The organism is Methanosarcina sp. KYL-1, from assembly GCF_024372725.1.
Taxonomy (GTDB): Archaea; Halobacteriota; Methanosarcinia; order Methanosarcinales; family Methanosarcinaceae; genus Methanosarcina.
Genome location: NZ_VOUA01000028.1, coordinates 1 through 22183, shown reverse-complemented (window position 1 = coordinate 22183; position 22183 = coordinate 1). Strand labels below are relative to the sequence as shown.

Genomic DNA, 22183 nt, shown 5'->3' with positions numbered 1-22183 from the left:
AATACTTTTTCAATATAATATCCGGGAGGGGCAGAAATCAGATTCCGGGGAGTAAACTGAAAACTTCAAAAGGACCTGACGTAAAAAATAAACACAAAAGAAGATTTAATTTGAAGTTGATGTACCAAAAACACAGGATAAGAAACACAGGATAAAAAAACACGGAATAGAAAACACGGAATAGAAAACACGGAATAGAAAACACGGAATAGAAAACACAGAATAAAAAACACAGAATAAAAAATATAGAACAAAAAATATAGAACAAAAAAAAGAATAAAAGTTAATTTTAAAATAAAAACACGGAACGGGCCCGCCGCGATTCGAACACGAGTCAATGGGTGTCTTCGTAAGCGACTTACTTCGAAGCCCATTAGGATATCCTGGCTACCCCACGGGCCCGCGGTGCAGCAGTAGTGATAGGATCTATCCATATTAAAGGTTTCTCTTAAAATATAAGAAAAGGGAGAGAAAATGGAGTAAAAGGGGAGAAAAGGGGTGTAAGAAGAGAAATCGCGGCAGGAAAAGGGGACAGGAAAGAGAGCCGGAAAGGCCTCAAAGCCTGGTGGAATAACTTTACAACAGGGAAATTATAGAATTAAACTAATTTATATGCGGCCAACTTATTATGAATAAATAAAAATTAGATGATTAATATAATGTTAGGCAAATCAACAAAGTTAAATAGGAAGATTATTTTTAATTAAATTAGGGAAGTGTATTTAAATATTTACTTATAGTTTGACATACCTAGTAGGAAGGCAGACGATTCGGTTTCTGTGAAGGGTGCGGGAAGAATGAAAGGCCAATGTGTAAGGTGAAAGGGTGTAAAAATGGAAAGGGTTTCAACAGGTATTGATGAGCTGGACAGAAAACTAAGCGGGGGTTATCCCATGAACAAAGTAACCCTGATCACTGGCATAGCCGGGAGCGGAAAGACCATCTTCGGTATTCATTTCCTTTACCGGGCCTGTCTCGAAGGCAGGAAATGCATGATGATCGCAACCGAAGAAACCCCTGAAGACCTCCTGCACCAGGCAGAGTTTCTGGGGCGTGACCTTAAACCTTACTATGAAAGCGGACAGTTCATCATCGAAAAGCTCTTTGAGGAACGCTCGGAAAAAATAGGGAGTACCAGATACGGGTTCAAGCCCGAAAGTTTTGATATCGAACTGCCTACACTCATAGAACTTGTGCCTGAAGGCATTGAATGCCTTGTCATCGATAATATAGGAGTGTTTGCCATCCGGATCCAGGCAAGGAGGTTCAGGGACCAGTTTGACGGACTGAGCTACCTTCTGAGGAAAAAAGGCTGCACAACCCTTTTCATAATGGATGAAGCCGCACATAATATGACCCACCAGCTTGCGGAGTATTCGGTTTACGGGTCTATCCGTCTTCTGGTAAAAGAAAACTCTTATTTAGGAAAAATGGAACGCTACCTGAACATCCCCAAGATGCGCAGCACAGCCGTCTCTCCCGAGATGTCAGTTTTTGAGATCACGTCGGATGGGATCAAAGTCCAGGGGCCAGGAGGAGGAAGTCTTGTCGAGTGAAGAAAGCAAACCGAAGGTCCTCATTGTCGACGACCTGCCGGAAAATGTAGAACTGATGGAAGCCTATCTCATGTCGGAGCCCTATGAGGTCATTCCCTCACACAGCGGAAAAGAAGCTCTCCAGCTGGCAAAAGAAGCAAAACCCGACATTATCCTCCTGGACGTTATGATGCCTGAAATTGATGGGTACGAAGTTTGCAAACTGCTCAAAAGCGGCCCTGAGACCCGTTTCATCCCGGTCCTGATGCTTACAGCCCTCTCGGAGCTCGAAGACCGGATAAGAGGCATCGAGGTAGGAGCTGATGATTTTCTTACGAAACCCATAAACAGGCTGGAACTCAAAACCAGGGTTAAATCCCTGCTCCGGGTCAAGAGCCTCCACGACCAGCTAGTGGCCGAACGCGACAGCCTGGAAATAAAGAACAGGGTCCAGAATATCCTGACCGCAATCATTCCCACCCTTCTCCAGGAAGTTTCCCCCGACCAGAAGAAAATAATTATCAACCAGATGACAGGAATGGTTGAAAAGACCCTCTTTGACATGTACCGCTTTGAGAACGGGAAGATGGACATATCCAGCGCAAGTAAGGTATGTGCTGACATTATGAACCAGCTTGGAGGGAATTTTACTGCGAAAAACGGAGATAATGAAGCTATTTACGTCATCAAAGGAACCAGGTGCCCCTGGAGGGGGGAAGAAGCCCGCAAAAACCCTATTTTGTGCACCCTTACCAGGAAAATCTTTTCGAGCATAGCTCTGAAGGTTGAACCCCACTGCGACCTGGAAGCGATGAAAACCATAGGGAACAGGAACGACTGCTGTGAGTTCCTCTTAAAAACACTCTGAATGCCCCTCATGCTCGGAAAACTGAAATTTTTGCTCTCTACTTTAGAAAAAGTCTAATATAAGAGAGCATTAAATAATAATATTTATGAGCCTCCCAGCTTCCCTGAATCTAGAAAGCCTGAGGGAAAAAATACTTCAAAGTATCCGGGTTTACCTGCCTGAAATGACAACAATTTCCGGGGAAAACCTGTTCTTTGGGGGCATTAACTGTAAAAAAGAGAAATCCTGCTATTTTGAAGAAGCTCAACCCTTTTTTGATGCTCTTGAAGAGATGGTCTTTGTTTTTGGAAAGGGAGGAAGGCTACTTTATGCGAGCAGGGCAGCAATGAAACTGGGTTATGAAAGGGAAGAACTGGAAGCTATGGATTTTTCCTTCCTGTGCGGGTCCGGGCTCCCGGACCGGGCAGAGATTATTAACCCGGATGCTATTAATCCGGATGTTATTAACCCGGAGATAGAGAAAACTTCCCGGTCCCTCTTTACAAAAGGCGGAAAAGAAATTCCCGTAAGTATCAGTCTCTCGGAGGGGAGATGGGAAGAGAAAACGGTTTTTTTTGCAGTTGCCAGGGAAGTGAAAGATTTAAAGGAAGAAGGAGCAGGAATCCGGAACCTGGGCCGGGAAAGACAAATTATCCTTGATGCCCTGAATGAGGGCCTGGTTTTAATCGATACAGGCTACCTCCTGCTCTGGGCCAACAGGGCTGTTTTTGAAAAAATGAGACTGGGGAGCCCTGAAAACTATAAAGAGATTCTCAGCAACTTAATAGGCAAACCCTGTTATGAAGTCCTGCATGGTTTTGAGAGCAGGTGCACATTCTGTCCTGCAGCTGAAGTGTTTAAAACTCTAAAGCCCAGATCAGTCGATTTTTCAACCCCTGATGGGAGAAAATGGCATGTGAAGTCCAGCCCCCTTAAAAACCGGGAAGGAAAAATTATAGGGGCAATTGAGACCAGGTACGAGATAACCCACCAGGCAGAGATGGAAGAAATAAATAAACACGCTTTGGAACAGCTAGAAAGGAACATGAAACAGTTTGCTTTTCTCCTTGACAGTATAAGGAATCCCCTGACTGTGATCCGGCTGCTTGCAGAACTGGAAAAATCCGAAAATTCAATAAAATCCCTGAAGCAAATAGAAAAAATAGAACATATTCTCAACAAACTTGACACAGAGTGGAAAAATTCAGAAGAACTGGAAGACAGCCTGAAAGGTCCACAAAATCCTTGAAAAAAGGTTTAAGGGCAGGGTTGCCCCTGAGAAAGGACATCTGTTATACACTGGAGGAGTTCGGTATACTTGACAGGTTTTGAGAGAACTCTGCAGGCCCCTGCACTGAGCATCTGGTCCCCTCTACAAGATCCGTAAGCAGTTAGCCCTACTATTTTTGCTCCGGGATTTATTCCAACAATTTCTCGGGTGGCTTCAATCCCATCCATTTCAGGCATCATTATATCCATCAGGACAATGTCAGGGTTCTGTTTTCTAAATTTCTCGACGGCTTTTACCCCGTTATTAGCGTCTTCGACATCGAAGTCCGCCAAAACCTCCTTCAGAAGCTCTATTAGATCTTCGTTATCGTCGACGAGCAGAATTTTTTTCACCAATATCAATACTCCTGTCCGTTCCAAAAACCCTCACATAACAAACAACTAAAAATATTTAATGATAAATATTATGTTGTCATGTTTACATAATCGGTATTCTATAAAATATTTATACGATATAAAGTTAGTAAACTAATATACAAATATATTCAATCAACTATTATTATAATAATATAGAAATATGCCTGATATAAAGAACTGATATATTTTTGGAAGTTCTGAAAGTTAGAGGCCCGGAACCCGTTGAAATACACTTTAAAATTAATTAAATCCTCAAAGTTAATGAAATCCTCAAAGTTAATGAAATCCTCAAAGTTAATGAAATCCTCAAAGTTAATGAAATCCTCAAAGTTAATGAAATCCTCAAAGTTAATGAAAAAATTTATAGTTCACTTTCCAAAACCATCAAATGATTTATTAACCGGTTTTAATCATCCATAAGTTCCAGCTCACTTATTACCAACTAAATAAAAATTAGAGGAAGTTGACCATACTCACTACCGGATAAACCGATTCCTGCCTAATAGACAGCTTCCCGGCTAAAAAATCCTGATACCGCAGAGTTCAGGAAACTAAAACTTAACTGGAAATATACCAATAATTAAAGAGGAAGAGAAACTTGGTCTCTTATGAAAAACATACGGAAAACTTTGAATCCGCCCTGCTGTCAATTGACAGGATAGCTGCCAGGAAGCTTATAGGCGGAGAGGTTAAATTCAGTTCTCCTTTTGAAATTATTGAAAAAATAATTGCTCCGGCCCTGGAAAGAATCGGGAGCAAATGGGAAAGTGGAGAGATTGCCCTTGCCCAGAACTATATGGCCTGCAAAATCTCCGAAGAAATCGTAGAAAGCATTCTTCCCGCTGAAGCCCCTGAAAGGGCTCGCAACCCGAAAATCGGAGTAGCAACCCTGGGAGACCACCATCTTTTAGGAAAACGCATGGTAATATCTTTTCTCAGGTCCCTCGGGTTTAAAGTTGTTGATTTCGGCACGGACGAACCTGCCGTCCTGATCAAAAAACTGGATGAAGAAGAAATAGACATCCTTCTGGTTTCGATTTTAATGCTCAACCTGACCCTTAAGGTAAAGGAACTGAGGGCTCTTATAGACAGCAGAAAGCTGAAAACAAAAATTATTGCCGGAGGAGCCCCCTTTCAGCTCGACCCTCAGCTGTACCTTGAGATAGGTGCGGATGCCATGGCCATAAACTCTTCAGACATCGTAAAGCACATAAACGGATGGAGATGTGCCTCCCTTCCGGCAGAGGAGAAGTTCTTATGAAAGAAGAGATGAGCCCCATGGAACGTGTGCTCAGCACACTTTCGTTTGAAGAGCCTGACCACGTTCCTTTTTTCCTTCTACTTACCGTACAGGGAGCAAGGGAAGTCGGGGTGAGCATCAAGGAGTACTATTCAAACCCCGAATACGTTGCACGGGCACAGCTTAGAATGCAGGAGCGCTACGGGCACGACTGCCTGTATTCTTTTTATTACGCAGCCCTGGAACTGGAAGCCTGGGGAGGGAAAGCAATATTTTATGAGGACGGCCCGACAAACGCCGGAAGGCCAGTAATCAGCAGTTTTGAAGAAATAGAAAGCCTGGAGGCTCCCTCTGTCCCCGACACCCGGAAACTCCAGAAAGTATTGGAGACTACTGCAATCCTGAAAGAAAACGTCGGGGATGAGATTCCTATCATAGGCGTTGTCATGTCCCCCTTTTCCCTGCCTGTCATGCAGCTTGGCTTTTCCAGCTACCTTGACCTGATCTACGAAGCTCCCGAACATTTTGAAGCCCTGATGCAGGCAAATGAAGATTTTTGCGTTGAATGGGCAAATGCCCAGCTCGAAGCCGGGGCAACGGCTATCTGTTACTTTGACCCCGTATCCTCAACCACAATCATGCCCCGGGAAATGTACCTTAAAACCGGATTTGAAGTTGCAAAAAGGACCCTTGCAAAAATCAAGGGCCCAACGGGAACCCATATGGCTTCCGGAAGATCCCTTCCCATCCTTGGAGACCTGATCAAAACCGGAACTTCGATAGTAGGGACAAGCACCCTTGAAGACCTGGCCGAAGTGAAAAAAGCCTGTGAAAAACAGGTAACTGTTATGGGAAACCTGAACGCAATCGAGATGTGCAGGTGGACCCCCGAAACAGCCGAAAGTGCGGTAAGGACTGCCATTTCAAAAGCAGCTTCAGGTGGAGGCTTTATCCTGTCAGATAACCACGGGGAAATCCCCTGGCAGGTCCCGCACGAAGTCCTTATGGACCTCTCAAAAGCAGTAAAAAAATGGGGGCGGTACCCGGGGGAAAAAACTAATGAGTAAAGGACTCTGCCTGCTTGTCCCGAAAGCCTTGATAGCTGAATCAAAAGCCGCACTTGAAAACATCGACGTAAAAGGGCTGAATCTTCCCGGCATCCTTTCCTGCGAAACGGAAAACTCAGACGGTAAAACCCTGTTTGAACTTCTGGAGACGCGAGGAGAGGAATATGAGGAATTCCTCGTGCTCTGCCCCGGAAACGAACCCGAAATTCCTGAAGAGTGGAAAGGAAGGGTTCATATCCACAGGCTGGGTTCTTGCGCAGAAGCCCTGCTAGGGCCCTCGGCGGTCCGGAGGTATCTCAGGGAAGGGGCCTATCCTGCTCTTCCTTCCCAACTGGAACCCCTTATTCCCTTTCCGGAGATAAAAGAAGCGGAAAGGAATGCCGATTACACCCCTTTCCCGGCATCCGAAATCCTTCTGTTGAATTCCGGCTTCTGCCCTGAAATAGAGCAAAAGGCCCGGGAACTTTCGAAGGTTTCGGGGCTGGCCTGCACAATCCTGGATGTGGACCTTGATTATTTTCAGCTGTTTCTTGCAAATTTGTTGTATTCCTGCAGCGCTGCCAGCCTTGAGAAAGAAAAGAAGAAGGCAGAAGCAAAAAGTGCCTCTTATGCTGTCGCTTTTGAAGTCCTCGGACAGCTGCTGGAAGCAAAAGATGAAAGCGAAGCTATCGACGGGATAAGTGAAATATTCAACCTGCTCTTTGCCCCGGGAAAAATTACATACTTTTCCCTAAAAGAAGGGAAGGTCCTTGAAAAGCAGCAGTACGGCCCGAAAACCGGAGAGGAAGAAACCGGGGCTGTCTGTGAAAAAAACATCCCAGAGGACAAAGGGGAGAAAAGAGAGAAAATCAAAGCCGGGTTCTGGAAAGAAATCGACACAACCTTCCTTGAATCAGAGAACTGCTGTCTTAGAGACAGGAAAGGATTTTCGGTCAAGATCCGGGATAAAGGTGAGGTGATCGGGGTCCTGAAGGCAGAAGAAATCCTGTTTCCCGAATACGTTAACAGGTACCTGAGCCTTGCTGTGGACATTGCAGCAGTTTGCGGACTTGTTATTTCAAATTCCCGGAAGTACCATGAAGTCATAAGCTCCAGAAAAATGCTGGAACAGTATTCCGACGTTCTCAAGGTTATAAACAGAATTATAAGGCACGACGTAAGCAATGAACTTAATGTGATTTCCATGTCCCTGGAACTCTTCCAGATGAAAGGAGAAGAGCGCTATGTTTCAAAAGCCCTGAAAGCCACTGAAAGAAGTGCCGACATAATAAATAAAATGAGGGAAATGGAGAACCTTGTTTCCAGAGGAGGAAGGCTTAATCCCTGCAATATTCAAGCAGTTATCAGGGAGCTGATTGAAAATTACCCCGTGGAATTCAAGGTGGAAGGCTCATGCAGGCCCCTTGTTGACGAAGCTTTTCCGTCCCTGATGGACAACATCATAAGAAATGCCATCATCCACGGCAAAACAGACCGGATTGATATCTCTATCAAAAATGAAGGCAATTTCTGCGTGATACGCATTGCTGATTACGGAAAGGGGATCCCGGAAGAGTTTAAAGAAAAGATTTTTGAAGAGGGATTCAAATTCGGAGAAACCGGAAATAGCGGTCTCGGGCTCTACATCGTCAAAAAAATAGTAGACCGCTACGAAGGGAGCATTACTGTTGAGGACAACAGGCCCTCAGGGACGATATTTGTAATGAAACTGAGATCTATTCAAAAAGGGAAAAAACAATCAGTAAATTAAACCCTAACAGTAAATTAATCCCTAACAGTAAATTAATCCCTTATACAGATCTCCTTTTTTGCATATTCTGGAAATCTTATACTGACTCCTCTATCTTACATTGCCTGGAAATCTTATACTGACCCCTCTGTATTTTAGGGATGCAGTCTCAGGAGGACTCCGCCTCTGGCAAAGAGACAGATCCGGAAATGCCTGTTAAATTCCGGCTGCCTCTCCTGTCCCCACTCACCTCATGCCATTTATGATTCTTATCCCTTCAGGGGTAATGTCAAAAAGGGAATACTTAACCGGAAGTGGCTTATTCCTCATTTTTTCAATGTAGAGGTACTGCCTGGTCCTTCCCGCACTGAGGTTTTCCTGCACCGTAAGCCTGATCAGCCCGAAAACCATATACCCTGTAAGCCTGTGGGTCAGCTCGTAGGAATCCTCATCCATAATGAAAAGGCTCGTGCAACCGTTTTTCATGAGGATGATGCTGATGGAACTGAACTGGTCAGCAAATTCCCTTATATCGTGATCAATAGCCATCACGCCGATATTGTCAATGACGACCACATCGACTTCGGAGGACATGGAGGTCAGGTATTCGATGATGTCCATATCCACGGCACATAATCCCTTTCCAAATTTTGAGACACTTTTAAGCTTGTTTATCTTGTCCTCGAAGATATTCCTGATACCAAGCTGTCCGTTCTTCAGGAAAGGTTCCAGATCGATGCCAAGGCTTCTGGACTGACTTATGACGTCCTCTGTGAGTTCCCTGGTCAGGACCATCATGCATTTCCTGCCCTCCACACAATTCCTGTGCAGGAAGTGAAGCCCCAGTATCGTTTTTCCCGAACCAGGCGGGCCTGTTATCATTATGCTTTTTCCTTTCGGATACCCGCCATCTGTCAGCACGTCCAGCCCTTCTATCCCGGTAGGTAAGCTTTCCATTTTATCACATCGTTAAAATATCATATTTTTAGAACATAGTATTTTTAGAACATAGTATCTGTCAAATATTATATTTTTAAGACATTATATCCTGAAAGTAATACATTTTTTGAATGTTGATCTGTTTTCATTTACATCTTTAAAGCAGATATATTCATTCCTCAAAACCAGAAGATCATTTAAGGTACTCTTCCTTAAACTCGGAGACCTGTTTATTGCTCCCGACAACAGCAATCACGTCTCCCTCCCGGATTATTGTCTTTTTTGTGATGTCGGTCATCACAAGCCCTCTGCGCTCAAGGGCTATAACGGTGCACCCGATTTTGTTTTCAAGGTCCAGGTCCCCAATCGATTTCCTGTCCAGGGACGAACCTTTTTCCACGCGGTGTTTTTCGATCTCTATGCCTTCGTAGAGCATGATATCTTCATCGATCCTGCAGGATTTCCCCACACAGTTTGCAGTCATTTTGGCCAGCATCTGGCCTGCCACGATGGAAAGGGAACCTACATAATCCGCCCCGGCCTTGTAAATCTTGTCAATGGACTTTACGGAGTTAGCCCTGGCCACAATGGTGGACTCCGGGTTCAGGCTCCTTGCGATAAGGGTCGCAAAAATGACATTAGTGTCGTCATTAAGGGCCACAAAAATAAAGGAAGCGGTCTTTACCCCGGAGGCGATAAGTACCTCCTCATCCGCACCGTTGCCTACGATGTGCTCGAAGTCCACAGATTCGAAAACCCTTTCTTCCGAGTCCACAACAACAAAGCGAAAAGGCCATTCTCTGAGCACTTTTACTATACTTTTCCCTACATCCCCATATCCGAGTACGACCAGATGCCCCTTTGTTTCCATTTTCCTCTCCCGAGTCCCGAATTTTTCCGGATTTCTTAGTGCAGATCCTTTTTGAATAACTTATGCATTCTCTGTATTCAGTTTCGGTTTATGCAGTTTCTGTTTATTTTCATGACTTCGAAATTAATGGATCAGATTAATGGGTCAATTTCTTCAGCTTGGAAAGCTGTTCAGGGGTGCCCACTGCCAGCAGGACGGAATTTCCCCGGATTACGTCGTCTTCTTTAGGGTCAAAGGAGAGGCTTCCGCTTTTCCAGATACCCACGATCCGGGCGCCGGTCACGTGCTGGCTGGAGACCTCCCTTAAGGTCTTGCCTATCAGGGGGCTTTTGAGGTAGATGGGAAACTCGGTTATGTGGACCCCTTCAAAGATTTCCGTAGCCCCCGTAACCCTGCTTACTAGCCTGTCCATGGCTTTTCTCCCGATGAACTGCCCGAACATGGATTTTGGGGAAACAACAGTATCGGCGCCTGCGTATTTGAGGTATTTGGAATTGGAACGGTCCTCGACTATGGCTATGATACTCAGGTGGGCAAACTCGCGGGCCGTAAGCACGATGTTTGCGTTTCTTTCATCGGACTTGTTTGCAATAAGGAGCCGGGCTTTATCGACGCTGGCATTAATAAGGGTCTGTTTATCGCTGGGATTTCCCGAAATGCAGGGGATGTCCTTATACACAAGTTCCCTGACCAGTTCCACATCATCATCAACGATTACGAACATGATCTCCTGCTCGGCCAGCTCGTCGATAAGAGTTTCTACCAGCTGGTTATACCCGCAGATGATAATGTGTTCTTTCATGCCCGAAGGAGCCTTCCGGGGCATCCTGAACTTGATCGTCCTGTCCATCCAGGGCATTACGATATAGGACAGCAGAAAACCCGAAATCATGATGATCCCGACCACCTGCACGATCACTGAAAAAAGCCTTCCGATCTGGGAATGAAAGACAACATCCCCGTAGCCCACCGTTGCAATGGTGGAGGTGGCCCAGTAAATAGCCGTGATCGCGTTTGCATTTTCGGGCTGGTTTTCCCAGATCATCAGGTACTCAAAGAGGAGGATGTAGATGAGGACCATGAGCAAAGTCGCAAACCTGTATGCTGCATGGGGCCTCCTGTGCATAATTCTACGGAACTTTGCCCTGCCGCCGGGTTTTCTTGAAAGGTAGGACAACATCTCTACATCCCCTGGTTTTTTATCCCCTGGTTTTTTATCCCCTTATTTTTTCTTATATAGTAAGCGGGAATATCTTATAATAATATCTTATACCCGTTCTTACTTTATCCCGCTTACTGTATCCCGTTCTTACCGTATACCCTTTCTCAATGGCGTACCTTAACAGGCCCTCTCCTTTAAACCCACTGCCCTACGAAAGGCCCGAAGATCATGAAGATAAACGAAAGCAATATCAGCATTGAAAAGCTTGCCGAAATTGAATTCGAGACCTTTGCAGAGACTGCTTCGTTTCTGGTAAACCGGTATACCAGGGAATAGGTATAGTCCTTGAAAACGTGCCCCCCGTCCAGGGGTACGGCAGGCAGGCAGTTGAAGAGCCCCACGTAGAAGTTCAGCCAGCCTATCCATAGCAGGGAATTTGCAATCCAGAAGATCCCGACTCCCAGGGGTTCGGCCCAGCCCACGGGCTGGTAGAACTGGGCTATGGTCCCGGAAAAGCCACGGAAACCTTCTCCTGCAAACCCATAGATCGGAAGCCCGAGCAGGATCAGCCAGCCTGCTATGTTCGTAAGCATGGAAGGGATCTGCTTCAGGGCATCAAGATAAAACTTTGACTGGGGCATCCAGAGGGAAACACCAAGCTTCGGGCATTCCACAACTCCGTTTTGCCCATAGCTTACCCCAAGGAAACCCTGTCCGCTTCCTGAGTAATGCGGGGCCAGCTTTACATCAAGGACAACCGTGCCGTTCTCCGTAAGGGTGCCGGAATAATTTTCAGAAGGCTGGAGCTCCACTTTCACTGTCTGGTTTGCCCGGGTGCTTTCCATGTATTCAACGAAATCAGCTGCGCTGTGCATTTCCCTGCCATCGATACGGAGCATGACCATCCCGGGCTCGAAACCTGCAGCCTCAGCCGGGCTTTCCGGTACAACCCCGCCCACGAGCACGCCGCTAATGTAGCCTTCGGGAAGGGACACTGTTTCTACTTCATGTACCGAGGCAACTCCGTCCTGAAGCGCATGGATACTCACCGTATCCCCGGGTTTTACGGTCTCCAGGTATGAAAGGACCTCCATTGCGTTTGTAATGTTCGTGTCATCTATCTGTATGATGACCATGTTCTCCTGGATCCCGGCAAGGCCGGCCGGAGAATTTTCGCTTACACCGACAACCATGGCATCGCTCAGGGGGGCAATTGCCCCGAGCACCGGCCCGAAGAAAAGCAGGAAGGCAACAAAGGCAACAAAGAAATTGGCCATAACCCCGGCTGCCAGGATCCTGGCCCTCTGGTTCCGTGTTGCGGTTTTTACAGGCCCTGCTTCTTCCTCAACTTTAAGAGCCTTCGGCTCTGTCCTTTGCAGCTCTGTCCTTTGTTTTTCTTCCCGCTCCCATTCTTCAATTTCCTCGATGGTGGCGGTAAGGGGAGGCTCTTCTTCTTTTTCTACTGCTCTTTCCTTCTTTCCGAAGAGCTGTTCATCGTCAGGTTCCGCAAAGCCTCCTATGGGGACAAGCGCGAGCAGTATACCCATTGACTTGACCCGGACACCTTCTACCCTGCAGAGGATCGCATGGGAAAACTCATGCACGACCAGGGTCACTATGAGGGCGATTACTCCCCAGGTAAAGGGTATGAACTCGTTTAAGCCGGGGATCAGCAGGATGTTCCTTGGGGCGTTGTACCTGCTGGGTTCGGGAACATTGTTGTTCAGGAAAGAAGTGTACATCGCAATGTCCGAGAGGACAATAATCAGGAACATGGCGATCATGCCCGCGAACATAAGCCAGATCCCGAGGTTTGCAAAAACCCGCCAGTAGAACCGCGGGCGGGCCAGGATGTCCAGCAGTTTGAGCCCTTTTGTGGTCCTGATCATCAGGATGGGAAAAGGACCGAAAGTGCTTATATTATACTTTTCCAGAATACCCCGCCTATCGAGAATGGAGACGAGGAACCAGTACAGTAAAAAAATGCCCAATGCAATGCTTGTGCCACTCAAGGAAATTCTCCGAAAATATTCAGCTGACTGATTTTGAATGTTGAGATGAATGCTGCTGTCTTAAAAAGGTAGCGTTCATTAATGCCGTACAATTTAATGTTATATCAAACCGTTTTATTATATTATGTTATAGGCCAGACCTTGATACAGTACTGGCGGCTTCATTATTAACAGGGGCCTGTAAATTAATACATGATAATTATATAAAAATCCATATGTAATTATAGATATAAACGCTCAGCCCTATTCAGATTATTTTTTAGAATCGACGTCCTTTTTTATAATTCGCGCCATTCTATTACAGAGTAAATGAGGCTTACTGGTTAAAAATTGTTTCCAATCAATATTTTTGATATGAACTGTCTGTTAACATCACCTGACAATTTATTATGGAGGGTTTCTGTCGAATGCTTGGGATCGTATACATAACAGCCGGAGATATGAAGAACGCATCTGAAATTGCAAGGGAATTGGTCTCAAAAAGACTCGCAGCCTGCGTGAACATGTTCCCGATTTCCTCTGTCTACATGTGGGAAGGAAAGATCGAGGAAGGAAACGAAATCGCCATGATCGTGAAAACCGACATCTCACGCTTCGAGGAGATATGCAAAGTTGTAAAGGCTCTTCATACTTACGAACTGCCTGCCATAGAGTTCTGGGAAATCGAAGGTGAGCCGGAGTACCTTGACTGGGTGCAGGTAAACAGTTCGGGAGAAGAGGCCCCATAAGCTAAGGGTGAAGAAATTTCGGCTAAAAACGGGAAGAACAGTAAGGAAAAGTAGTAAGGAAAAGTAGTAAGGAAAAGTAGTAAGGAAAAGTAGTAAGGAAAAGTAGTAAGGAAAAGTAGTAAGGAAAAGTAGTAAGGAAAAGTAGTAAAGAACAAAGTTAAGAAAGAATATTGCGGAAGTGAATTAAGGAGAAACTCCGTTTTCTCCTCGGAGAACCTGCAAAAAAGGAAAAAAGCTCTCGAATTAAGTGTCCACAGGATTACCTTTATATGTTAGTTCCATCCTTACCATATTGTTTTCATAAGCGCGGGAGTAACCAAGCGGTCAACGGTGGCAGACTCAAGATATAATCAGGAAGACTAGATATTATTTAGACAAAAAAAGAAATTCAACAACATGCGGGAGTAACCAAGCGGTCAACGGTGTGCGACTCAAGATCGTATCGCGCAGGCGTTCAGGGGTTCGAATCCCTTCTCCCGCACTAAACAACCCGATTGTGTGATTCAATTTTTTTATTTGCCGCAGGATACACCATTCCTAAATCATCGTTCACAAATGGGAAAATGAACTTATATCACAGTTCTCATGATAGGGAGAGAAAAAGAATTAATTAATAATCTTCAAAAATCCCCTATACTAACTAATAATAAAGTAAGATATACATATATATATATCTATATCCACTCCTTTTAATATGTATATATGATATTTTTAGATTGATTTTTTCTTTAATATTTTCTCATAATCAGCACGTGACACCATAATTTTTAATAATTTTTAATTTAGACAGTTGAGTGGATTTCGGGCAACGTTCTCACAATTTTTTAGATGGGGGGGGGGTTATGTACGAAAAAAAGAAACTTGGTTTCACGCTTGCAAATTCTATTATGAGTTGGCAATTACTTAGAAATTAAAGAGAAAATCTAAGGAATTACTTAAAACTTGATAACGTCTCTTGATATTGATTACTTAAAACTTACTTATGTGAAAAACCGGCTAATGCTATCGATTACTTAAAAAATTGACCGAAAAAGTGAAAACCTATAGAAAATTTCAAAAAAAAACTTTCTGGAAAATGGTTAAGTAATTAAGTAATCAGTAACGGGCGGCTGAAAAGTTTTAAGTAATGATTACTTAAAGTTTTAAGTAATCGTCATCAAGAGGCTTGAAAAATGGCAAAAAAAGTTTTGCCGCGAGATACCAATTCACTCAGCTTTCCTCCGATTGTCCAATCTTCTTTCAACTTCTTTAAGAGTGTAAATTTGAAACAGCGTATTTTTAGGTCTGCCGTCCTCGTCAATCGCTCTGTGTAACAAACAATACCCCTGGTGGTCCGATGCAATTATTCTATTAGCACGGAGAATATTTCCCTCCCGATACAAGCGACGATTTAAATCCGCCACTCCTTGATTGGGGATGTGCTTCCGATATTTCACAACTTTTCTTAGCAGGGCTTCATTTTCTGGAGTATTCTCTTTTTTGCAAAGATTACGGGTCTTCATATATGCACTTGTATAAGGACCTTCTAAATCGCACACTGTCCCTGTTTCAGGGTTCCATTTTTTAATAAATTCAAGAGCTTGTGATAAAGGCATGTCTGCGCCCCCCTCCCCACAGTTTTCTTTTCTATATAAATCCCAAGATTTTGTAAATGTGTCAATCGCGTCCTTACATGCAGGTTTGTTATACAAATATCTCAATATGTATGACTTGCTTTTGGATTTAGGGAAATTTTTGTCGTGAATTATGTCGCGGGCCAAGTCTCCAATAGGTGAACTTTCATTTTCAAATTTCTTAATCCAATCTTTATACACTGTAATTTTCACCGGCTTCCACCTTCTTCTTACCTCTTTCAAAGTCACTGTGAATTTTCCTGTTTTAGGTCAATGTCCCCAAGGGCTGAATATTCATAGTTCTCAACATCCACGCCTTTTAACAAAAGTAAATGTTTTCAGCATTGTTATATACATTTTACTGCTTAAATTTTATCAGTTCACTGTAAAAAAGCAGGCTTTCAGATTTCCCCTACAAACGGTTTTCTTCAAAGGATGCTTATGATTTGATTCATAGGTCTTTTAAATTCGCTTCTTAAGGCTTCTCGTGGGTTGCCCTTATCCTGTATAGTTCCCCGTCCTGTGAAATGTGCAAGGAATATACTTGATAACAGGACTTTCCCCGGAGATCATGACCACAACTGCACGATGATCCAGGTTAAAAAGGAAGATGGATCTTTCTAGGAGATCCAATCAGATGAAGAAAGGAAGGGAAACTTCCCATCTTTTCAAAATAAAACTTTTCCGAAAACGCTTGAGTAATTGAGTAATCAGTATCATGCGGCTTAAAAAATAGGTAAAAAAAGTTTTAAGTAATCTTTGTAAAATATAAAAACACATAAGAAAGAAGTAGAGGACCTCTTAAAGCCCTCTGAAATATGCAAGCGCAAGCCGGACAGCTTCCGGGTAATCTTCCGGCTTAATCTCTTCCCCGAACTTCTCCAGGACCGCAGCTTCTGCCCTATCAATCGCTCCAGCCGTTTCCAGGATTGAGCAGCATATGCCGCTCGGGGCATCTGTTCCCCGTAAACCACGTGGGTACCATTCGCCTAGGTGTTTCAGGGCCGCCGCTTCGATTGCCGCAAGGTCCACGTTTTCAAGGATCATAAGGGGGCTTGTGAACTTCTCCGCGCTCATGCCACCACTTCCACCGCAAGCCAGGGCATCCCGGCTTTAATCGTGTCTATTTCGCTTTCTCTTATCCAGCTTCCCGGATAGATGAAGCCGGGATCTTCCACGCCTAAAAGAAAGATACCACAGGGTTCCACGTCCACAACATCAAGGACTCCCGGAAGGTCCGGAGCTCTTGAGAGTGTGAGCTTTTGCGCTCCTTTCCTCACGCTATCCCCTCACATGTCATAGACTCCCCGCAGGGCTGCATAATTTCCCCACAGTTTGACGTTCTTCTGCCTGCCATACATTCCCCTTTCCCAATCGAAAAGGGCTTTAAATCGCATCTAAACAGCATTTTCACACTTCCTTTATGAAAGGCAAAAACGCCCACCAGGGAATAATAAAAAAGTGGTCGCTTCCGTTTTTCGTCGCTCTTCCGTTTTTCCCCTGCGTCAACTCCAATTTAAAAGGTCGCTCGTTACTTCGATTACATGCCCGCCGGGGCTCTGTTTTTAGGTCGCTCTCCTGTTTCCCGGGTCAAACTCCACTGTACCGGTTTCCCGGTTTCCGCCTTCATTTCGTCGGGATATAGCATCCATAAATCCGCAAGTGTTGCGGGTCTTTCACATTCGATTTTTAGCTTCCCTTCTTCTTCCATGGCCTTGAATTGCGTCAGGTCTTCCGTAGTGGTCGCCGCTGTGACTCCGCAGACATCCAGCCCGAGGAAAAACAGGTTTCCAGCTTCAAGGGCTTCAATTTTTCCGACTAATTCTTCCACGTCTTCACCTCCTGTATCAGGGGGATTCAGCCCCCTTCCACAAATAACAGTATATACCTCATCCTATATATCATTATCTATTATTAATTAATAGATAACAGATATAAGTTTAAATACTATTAGTAACATACTGTTATGTGTAAGCATATAACAGTAATAGAGGTTTCAAGGATGTTTAAATCAGGCGAAAGGGTAAAGTTCGGCAACGTAGGAGGAAAAGGTAACGTGATTTCCGAGGGAACTTTTGAAACGTTGGTAAAATTCGATGACGGGGACATTTGCAAAGTGGATTCAGCTTTTCTTTTTCCGGTCTCCGAATAATCTTTTTTCTTTTTTTGATTGCTGTTAACAGATTACTTTTAATAGAGAACAGGTTATTTATGGACAATATGGAAAGAACTGAGAATGGCGCCAGGTTCGCGCAGGAATGGAGCGATGAGGATTTTATCAACGCAGTTGAAGAAGCCTTAAGGAAAGCCACTGTTTCAGTTAATGAAGTGAAAGATATCCTCGGCTGTAGCTCTCAGACTGCAAAGGCCCGGCTGCTAAAATTGAAAGAAGAAGGTAAATTGGAAGGGGAATTAAAGGGCAAGGCTTGGGGGTTCAGGCTGCCAGATCAGGAAAGAGATTAAGATGTCAGCTAAAACCGAAAAGAGAGACGTTGCAAGAATAAAAGAGTTGATCGAACATACAGAACAATTGCAAAAAGAACAGGAAGAAATAAACGCCGAAATAAAAGGGCTGCTTCGTAAAAAGTACCCTTCTATCTCGCCAGGGGATATGGAAGTTTTTAAATGGTTGTTGGATGCCGTGAAGTTAAAGGATCACATATACGAAAAATACTACAGCAAAGACGTCAAGCGAGCTAATTTCTCAATATGCAAGACGATGTTCAAAGGAGATTTAATAATATATGACAAGGAAGAAGCTGTAAAAGCAGGTAGAGACCCAAGAGAAGCTGAACTAGATGAACGACATGTACTATGCGTAAACAAGGAAAAAGGTTACACCATGGAAAAACAGTAATTTGGAAGTGGTCCCCAGGGACTGCCGGGGGGTCCCCAGGGAAAGCCGGAAATATACTTTTTGCTCATCTCTCATTAGATTTCAGCACTTCTATATATGTATTTGATGATATATAAATTTTGTAGGCTTACTCACTTACTAAAGTTGTTCGGAGCAGTTCAACTTTAGTAAAAGGCGATCTGGCTTTTGTCGTCTGTCCATGCCATTTTAGCGAATATGGCGTGGTGTGGACTCACAATCCCCATCGAAGTTTCTTTTAGTTCTCCTGGGGCGACGTCACCAAGATAATCTTTTGTGAGGACTTCACCCCTAATCACCAAGGCTCGGTCACCGTAGTAGGTATTTGTGGTATTCTGTGTATCCACATACACGGGAGTGGGGGAATCAAGCGCCATCACTGCCGCTTCATACACATAGGCGAGGTTATATTCGTCTTCTGGGATATAGCTTAAATATATCCCACTGTCCGCCGTCCCATCGAAACGATTGGGTTTTACATAGTCACCGTCGAGTACGATAACACCGCAATATACATCCTTTGCAGTACCATTACCAACATTTTTGACTTTGATGTTTAGATTTCCATCAATCTGTGTTACGGACATTATTTTTAGTTCAGGGACACCAAGCGGTTCTTCTGTGACATCTTCCACGTTTTCTAATTCTTCCACGGTTTGATTTACGGCACTCTCGGGGTCCGCCAACGCGCCGTTCTGATCGCCAGACGAAGAGGTACACCCGGAAAAGAAAAGAATTGGCGTGATGACTAAAAGAATACTTATCACTTTTGATATTTTTAGATCCAAAGAATCACACCCACTGTCATGATAACAGTTCAATCTTTCAAACGTTTTTATTTTTTATAGATATTTCAAGTGATTTCTTCAAAGTGTCTTTAATTTTTCGATTTTTTTCTAGGTGTTCCATTTGCTAAGAGTATTTTATTAAATTCTTCAAAACTCTCCACTTAATCGTATAAAAACCATGTTTTATACCATCTCGCCTTTTCCGTAGAGTCCCCCGCCATTACATCACACTAGTTCGTCCCGCCTGTTCTATTTTCCTAGTAAGTTCTTTTATATCGGCAACATTATTTATTACAGTGGTTTCGATTTCTATTTTTCGGGGTTCCTCTTTGAGGGTCTTCACGATGTCTAATTTTGTTTCCTGTACTCTATCCGTGATCTGTTTTAGGATGTCAGATATTTTCCCGAGTTCTATGCTGTCCTGTTTCCCCTGCGTAGGCGCTGCTGGGGTCACTGCTGCCATTGTTACGGCTGTCTGCTCGGCTCCTGTGGTTGTCGTTGGTTGCCCGGCTGAACCATACCACCCGGCAAGACCCGCGTTTTTGGCTGCATCTACTCCCATAATCATTTCATATGAAGCCCGTTTCCCTGCGTAATCTGGGATATTCCCACCGGTTCCACCTGCTCCGGCTGCATCCGGGGGGGTTGTGCTGTAAAGAGTATCAAGTGCGCTTTTTTGCTCCTTGATCCCTGCGGTTACTCCCTGATTGGCCTGCCGTATGGCTTCGGCTTTTTCGTGCCAATTATCCAACGCTTCCCCAATTTTCCCGCCCAGGTCGCCGCCCAGAGGTTCCAGAAATTCAAATAATGAAGCAAATCCTTCGGTAACTTTTGCTATGGTTTCCTTTACCTTTTCCAGTTTCTCCGCCAAATAATCCTTAATGACTATACCTGCCTTTTTCACAACATCAAGCCCTATGGTTAGGGTATCCTTAAAAAACGTTATTCCGGTTGTGACCGTCCCGAATTTCTTTTCTAAAATGTAAAGCCCGCCTGCAAGGGCTATCACGGGTAAGCCCACAGTAGAAAGCAGGGGGATAACTGCTCCAAGTGCCGGTATAATTGTGGCTGTCATTGCTCCGGCTGCCACTCCCCACGCTGCCGAAAGTCCCGCCACTACAAATGGGAGGGGGATAAGTACGGCTGCCAAGCCTGCCAGGACCGCGCCTGCCTGAAGTATCCGGGCGTCCATCCCGGCAATTCCCGCGGTTACGTCCCTGACACTCGCGGCAAATGATTTTATCTTTTCAAATGCGCTATTTTCCCCGAATTTTCCGAGTTGCTGATTCCATCCCAGGGCAGAAAGGGAAGCTTTCGTGATGTTGTCCTTTATGTTTGACCAGATCCCGGTCATGTTTTGTGAAAGCTGATCCATGGCACCCGCGTACTTCTCATTCCAGATAGCCAGAATAGTACTTTGGACCATGGCCCGGTTATTTCTATCAACTACCTGCAGGGTTTGATTTCCCGCCTTATCCGTGTAGGTTAAAGCCGTTCTTCCAACATCTCCGAGAGACGCGCCCAGGGCTTCCGCGTTGCTCTTTGTGAGTTCAACGGCTTTGATACCAAACTCTTTCATGCGTTCAAATTCGCCCGTTTGTGCATCTGCCAGGGCTTCAACTCCCTGCATCAGGGGTTTCCCCATGCCCGCCGAGGCATCCCCTACGGTCCTTAGAGTGTCCTCCCAGGCTATTCCATAGGCTTGTAATTTGACCGCCGCGTCCATGATCCCTGGAAGCTCAAAGGGGGTTTTATCGTTAAACTGCTGGAGCTGGGAAAGGGCTTTCCCCGCCCGGACTTCATCGCCGTACAAATTAGTTAACACGGTTCTGTAGTCTTCGATATCCTCGCCCCCTTTGGTCATAACTGCACCCAAAGCCAGGATAGGGGCAGATATTTTGAGGGATAAGCTTTTTGAAGTGTCCACAAGGGAAGCATTCAGGGTCTTAAAGTCCGAGGTTGTCTTTTTTGCATTCGCTCTGAGCTTTTCAAGTGCCCCTCCTGCCTTTGAAACGTCAGTATTTAGGGTTGAGTTTATCCCCAATTTTATTCTAATGTTTCCGACTTCTACCAATATCTAGCACTTCCTCTATAGTTTAGAGAATAATTATGTTTTCAACTACTTTCTATTATGTTATTAATAGTCTATTTACTTTTGTATTCACAAAAAAGAGAATCGGGGAAAGGGTTTAATCTTCTCCGCAATCTGCATCTATAAAGTTTAGAATCCGGGTTCCAGGATGTGATCGGCGGTACTCTTCAATTTCAGGGGTGTTATCTTCCCCTTCGTCATGATGGAATATTTTAATCAGGGGTTCCAGGGTTGCCCGGGTCACTTTGTATGCCTGTTTGAGTTGTTCTATTTCGCGCCTTAATTGTGCTGCTGTGGCCATCACACCACCGCCTGAGCAAGAAGGTAAGGGCCTTCCCAGATCCCCAGGGTTTCCCCGTCTTTAGCAGGAAGGCAGATATACACGGCATCAGGAAGCCCGCTTAAATCGGGGCTTCCTCTCAGGGGATCATAAATTATAATGGGGTCTATTCCAGGGTTCTGCCTGTCCACAAGCTTCCGGAGTTCGATTAACTCCCTTTTCAACTGTGATAGGGTAGCGGTCACTGTATCGCCTCTATCCCGGGGTGCCAGGGTTGCCCGGGGTTCTGCTGCTGCTTAAGGATCAGTTCCCGGAGTTCTATTACTTCCTTTTCCAGATCTGATAACTCGATTTCCTTTAGCACATCATTGATTAAACGCATAGCCACGAGGCGAGTTTTTATATATTGTATTTTTATCATATCGCCTTCCTGCGGTCTAAAACGCTTACCTTTCAATCTATCTTTAAGTTCTGCATCTAAATCGGCAATGTCCCTTAACAGTCGATTTCTAGAGATAACAAAATCATCGTTTCCGGCTCTTCCGTTCATGTTTTCCCACGTGATACTTAAATTTGCTCGGCTCTTATCCGTCGATTGCTGTATTTATATATAGTCCCCGATTACTTTTATCCTGCCTTCGGCAGGTTAACGTAATTAGAGATAGATATTTTCATATTTCTCTCCCATGAGCCTCAGTATCTTCCAGTGAATATCCTCCATATTCAATATTTCTGACTCTATTTCTTCTTCATTATGA

At 44.5% G+C, this 22183-nt stretch carries 24 protein-coding genes and 2 tRNA genes; 11 read left to right on the top strand and 15 right to left on the bottom strand.

Features of this window, described 5'->3' with window-relative positions; all coding sequences use genetic code 11:
- Nucleotides 1–308: 308 nt before the first annotated feature.
- Nucleotides 309–402 (bottom strand) — tRNA-Arg (locus FTO70_RS14910).
- 431 nt (nucleotides 403–833) lie between these two features.
- Between FTO70_RS14910 and FTO70_RS14905 the strand changes: the two genes are divergently transcribed.
- The 3 genes from FTO70_RS14905 (at nucleotide 834) to FTO70_RS14895 (ending at nucleotide 3631) form a co-directional block, all read left to right on the top strand.
- A complete protein-coding gene (locus FTO70_RS14905; RefSeq protein WP_255336557.1) occupies nucleotides 834–1556 on the top strand; it encodes an ATPase domain-containing protein in 723 nt (240 codons plus the stop codon).
- Nucleotides 1546–2403, top strand: a complete 858-nt coding sequence (locus FTO70_RS14900; protein ID WP_255336556.1) for a methanogen output domain 1-containing protein — start codon at nucleotides 1546–1548, stop codon at nucleotides 2401–2403. The genes FTO70_RS14905 and FTO70_RS14900 overlap by 11 nt, the downstream gene beginning before the upstream one ends.
- Nucleotides 2404–2566: 163 nt before the next feature.
- A complete protein-coding gene (locus tag FTO70_RS14895; protein ID WP_255336555.1) occupies nucleotides 2567–3631 on the top strand; it encodes a PAS domain-containing protein in 1065 nt (354 codons plus the stop codon).
- 8 nt (nucleotides 3632–3639) lie between these two features.
- Here the strand turns inward: FTO70_RS14895 and FTO70_RS14890 are convergent, their stop codons facing one another.
- Entirely contained in the window at nucleotides 3640–4005 is a 366-nt protein-coding gene (locus tag FTO70_RS14890) for a response regulator (RefSeq protein WP_255336576.1), read from the bottom strand.
- 622 nt (nucleotides 4006–4627) lie between these two features.
- On the opposite strand from FTO70_RS14890, the gene FTO70_RS14885 reads away from it, so the two are divergent.
- From FTO70_RS14885 to FTO70_RS14875, 3 genes are read left to right on the top strand one after another with little or no spacing between them, the layout of a single operon-like run.
- Nucleotides 4628–5290: a B12-binding domain-containing protein gene (locus FTO70_RS14885; protein ID WP_255336554.1), complete on the top strand. Its 663-nt coding sequence runs from the start codon at nucleotides 4628–4630 to the stop codon at nucleotides 5288–5290.
- On the top strand, nucleotides 5287–6336 hold the full coding sequence (locus FTO70_RS14880) for a uroporphyrinogen decarboxylase family protein (RefSeq protein WP_255336553.1): 1050 nt from the start codon (nucleotides 5287–5289) through the stop codon (nucleotides 6334–6336). Before FTO70_RS14885 ends, FTO70_RS14880 begins: the two co-directional genes overlap by 4 nt.
- The gene (locus FTO70_RS14875) at nucleotides 6329–8086 is read left to right on the top strand and encodes a sensor histidine kinase KdpD (protein ID WP_255336552.1); all 1758 of its coding nucleotides are present in this window, start codon (nucleotides 6329–6331) and stop codon (nucleotides 8084–8086) included. The genes FTO70_RS14880 and FTO70_RS14875 overlap by 8 nt, the downstream gene beginning before the upstream one ends.
- 225 nt (nucleotides 8087–8311) lie before the next feature.
- Here the strand turns inward: FTO70_RS14875 and FTO70_RS14870 are convergent, their stop codons facing one another.
- From FTO70_RS14870 to FTO70_RS14855, 4 genes are all read right to left on the bottom strand, one after another.
- Nucleotides 8312–9022 carry an RAD55 family ATPase gene (locus tag FTO70_RS14870; protein WP_255336551.1) on the bottom strand — a complete coding sequence of 237 codons (711 nt, stop codon included), beginning with the start codon at nucleotides 9020–9022 and terminating at the stop codon, nucleotides 8312–8314.
- 175 nt (nucleotides 9023–9197) lie between these two features.
- On the bottom strand, nucleotides 9198–9875 hold the full coding sequence (locus tag FTO70_RS14865) for a TrkA family potassium uptake protein (RefSeq protein ID WP_255336550.1): 678 nt from the start codon (nucleotides 9873–9875) through the stop codon (nucleotides 9198–9200).
- Nucleotides 9876–10011: 136 nt separating this feature from the next.
- Nucleotides 10012–11055 carry a TrkA family potassium uptake protein gene (locus tag FTO70_RS14860; protein WP_255336549.1) on the bottom strand — a complete coding sequence of 348 codons (1044 nt, stop codon included), beginning with the start codon at nucleotides 11053–11055 and terminating at the stop codon, nucleotides 10012–10014.
- Between the two features lie 176 nt (nucleotides 11056–11231).
- On the bottom strand, nucleotides 11232–13049 hold the full coding sequence (locus tag FTO70_RS14855) for a site-2 protease family protein (RefSeq protein ID WP_255336548.1): 1818 nt from the start codon (nucleotides 13047–13049) through the stop codon (nucleotides 11232–11234).
- 407 nt (nucleotides 13050–13456) lie between these two features.
- On the opposite strand from FTO70_RS14855, the gene cutA reads away from it, so the two are divergent.
- Nucleotides 13457–13777, top strand: a complete 321-nt coding sequence (cutA, locus tag FTO70_RS14850; RefSeq protein ID WP_255336547.1) for a divalent-cation tolerance protein CutA — start codon at nucleotides 13457–13459, stop codon at nucleotides 13775–13777.
- 398 nt (nucleotides 13778–14175) lie between these two features.
- Nucleotides 14176–14258, top strand: a tRNA-Leu gene (locus FTO70_RS14845).
- Between the two features lie 724 nt (nucleotides 14259–14982).
- Here the strand turns inward: FTO70_RS14845 and FTO70_RS14840 are convergent.
- The 4 genes from FTO70_RS14840 to FTO70_RS14825 all read right to left on the bottom strand — a co-directional run bounded on the left by FTO70_RS14840 (nucleotide 14983) and on the right by FTO70_RS14825 (nucleotide 17221).
- A complete protein-coding gene (locus FTO70_RS14840; protein ID WP_255336546.1) occupies nucleotides 14983–15639 on the bottom strand; it encodes a sterile alpha motif-like domain-containing protein in 657 nt (218 codons plus the stop codon).
- Between the two features lie 552 nt (nucleotides 15640–16191).
- Entirely contained in the window at nucleotides 16192–16467 is a 276-nt protein-coding gene (locus FTO70_RS14835) for a hypothetical protein (protein ID WP_255336545.1), read from the bottom strand.
- Nucleotides 16464–16670 carry a hypothetical protein gene (locus tag FTO70_RS14830; protein ID WP_255336544.1) on the bottom strand — a complete coding sequence of 69 codons (207 nt, stop codon included), beginning with the start codon at nucleotides 16668–16670 and terminating at the stop codon, nucleotides 16464–16466. Before FTO70_RS14830 ends, FTO70_RS14835 begins: the two co-directional genes overlap by 4 nt.
- Before the next feature lie 260 nt (nucleotides 16671–16930).
- Nucleotides 16931–17221, bottom strand: coding sequence for a hypothetical protein (locus FTO70_RS14825; protein WP_255336543.1), 291 nt, complete (start codon nucleotides 17219–17221; stop codon nucleotides 16931–16933).
- 171 nt (nucleotides 17222–17392) lie between these two features.
- Between FTO70_RS14825 and FTO70_RS14820 the strand changes: the two genes are divergently transcribed.
- The 3 genes from FTO70_RS14820 to FTO70_RS14810 are packed head-to-tail and all read left to right on the top strand — an operon-like array spanning nucleotide 17393 to nucleotide 18247.
- Nucleotides 17393–17542: a hypothetical protein gene (locus tag FTO70_RS14820; protein ID WP_255336542.1), complete on the top strand. Its 150-nt coding sequence runs from the start codon at nucleotides 17393–17395 to the stop codon at nucleotides 17540–17542.
- A 59-nt stretch (nucleotides 17543–17601) separates the two neighbouring features.
- Nucleotides 17602–17853: a hypothetical protein gene (locus tag FTO70_RS14815; protein ID WP_255336541.1), complete on the top strand. Its 252-nt coding sequence runs from the start codon at nucleotides 17602–17604 to the stop codon at nucleotides 17851–17853.
- Between the two features lies 1 nt (nucleotide 17854).
- Nucleotides 17855–18247, top strand: coding sequence for a hypothetical protein (locus FTO70_RS14810; protein WP_255336540.1), 393 nt, complete (start codon nucleotides 17855–17857; stop codon nucleotides 18245–18247).
- Nucleotides 18248–18411: 164 nt separating this feature from the next.
- Here FTO70_RS14810 and FTO70_RS14805 read toward each other — a convergent pair whose 3' ends face one another.
- From FTO70_RS14805 to FTO70_RS14785, 5 genes are all read right to left on the bottom strand, one after another.
- Nucleotides 18412–19053: a hypothetical protein gene (locus tag FTO70_RS14805; protein ID WP_255336539.1), complete on the bottom strand. Its 642-nt coding sequence runs from the start codon at nucleotides 19051–19053 to the stop codon at nucleotides 18412–18414.
- 220 nt (nucleotides 19054–19273) lie between these two features.
- Nucleotides 19274–21127 carry a hypothetical protein gene (locus FTO70_RS14800; protein WP_255336538.1) on the bottom strand — a complete coding sequence of 618 codons (1854 nt, stop codon included), beginning with the start codon at nucleotides 21125–21127 and terminating at the stop codon, nucleotides 19274–19276.
- A gap of 115 nt (nucleotides 21128–21242) precedes the next feature.
- Entirely contained in the window at nucleotides 21243–21446 is a 204-nt protein-coding gene (locus tag FTO70_RS14795; RefSeq protein WP_255336537.1) for a hypothetical protein, read from the bottom strand.
- On the bottom strand, nucleotides 21446–21670 hold the full coding sequence (locus FTO70_RS14790) for a hypothetical protein (protein ID WP_255336536.1): 225 nt from the start codon (nucleotides 21668–21670) through the stop codon (nucleotides 21446–21448). The genes FTO70_RS14795 and FTO70_RS14790 overlap by 1 nt, the downstream gene beginning before the upstream one ends.
- Nucleotides 21667–21975 carry a hypothetical protein gene (locus tag FTO70_RS14785; protein ID WP_255336535.1) on the bottom strand — a complete coding sequence of 103 codons (309 nt, stop codon included), beginning with the start codon at nucleotides 21973–21975 and terminating at the stop codon, nucleotides 21667–21669. The genes FTO70_RS14790 and FTO70_RS14785 overlap by 4 nt, the downstream gene beginning before the upstream one ends.
- Between the last annotated feature and the right edge of the window lie 208 nt (nucleotides 21976–22183).

What these genes read in the sequence shown, in the direction of transcription:
- FTO70_RS14905 (WP_255336557.1), top strand. Translation starts at nt 834, where the DNA reads ATGGAAAGGGTTTCAACAGGTATTGATGAGCTGGACAGAAAACTAAGC.
- FTO70_RS14895 (WP_255336555.1), top strand. Translation starts at nt 2,567, where the DNA reads ATGACAACAATTTCCGGGGAAAACCTGTTCTTTGGGGGCATTAACTGT.
- FTO70_RS14880 (WP_255336553.1), top strand. Translation starts at nt 5,287, where the DNA reads ATGAAAGAAGAGATGAGCCCCATGGAACGTGTGCTCAGCACACTTTCG.
- FTO70_RS14875 (WP_255336552.1), top strand. Translation starts at nt 6,329, where the DNA reads ATGAGTAAAGGACTCTGCCTGCTTGTCCCGAAAGCCTTGATAGCTGAA.
- FTO70_RS14870 (WP_255336551.1), bottom strand. Translation starts at nt 9,022, where the DNA reads ATGGAAAGCTTACCTACCGGGATAGAAGGGCTGGACGTGCTGACAGAT.
- FTO70_RS14865 (WP_255336550.1), bottom strand. Translation starts at nt 9,875, where the DNA reads ATGGAAACAAAGGGGCATCTGGTCGTACTCGGATATGGGGATGTAGGG.
- FTO70_RS14860 (WP_255336549.1), bottom strand. Translation starts at nt 11,055, where the DNA reads ATGTTGTCCTACCTTTCAAGAAAACCCGGCGGCAGGGCAAAGTTCCGT.
- cutA (WP_255336547.1), top strand. Translation starts at nt 13,457, where the DNA reads ATGCTTGGGATCGTATACATAACAGCCGGAGATATGAAGAACGCATCT.
- FTO70_RS14835 (WP_255336545.1), bottom strand. Translation starts at nt 16,467, where the DNA reads ATGAGCGCGGAGAAGTTCACAAGCCCCCTTATGATCCTTGAAAACGTG.
- FTO70_RS14820 (WP_255336542.1), top strand. Translation starts at nt 17,393, where the DNA reads ATGTTTAAATCAGGCGAAAGGGTAAAGTTCGGCAACGTAGGAGGAAAA.
- FTO70_RS14815 (WP_255336541.1), top strand. Translation starts at nt 17,602, where the DNA reads ATGGACAATATGGAAAGAACTGAGAATGGCGCCAGGTTCGCGCAGGAA.
- FTO70_RS14810 (WP_255336540.1), top strand. Translation starts at nt 17,855, where the DNA reads ATGTCAGCTAAAACCGAAAAGAGAGACGTTGCAAGAATAAAAGAGTTG.
- FTO70_RS14795 (WP_255336537.1), bottom strand. Translation starts at nt 21,446, where the DNA reads ATGGCCACAGCAGCACAATTAAGGCGCGAAATAGAACAACTCAAACAG.
- FTO70_RS14785 (WP_255336535.1), bottom strand. Translation starts at nt 21,975, where the DNA reads ATGAACGGAAGAGCCGGAAACGATGATTTTGTTATCTCTAGAAATCGA.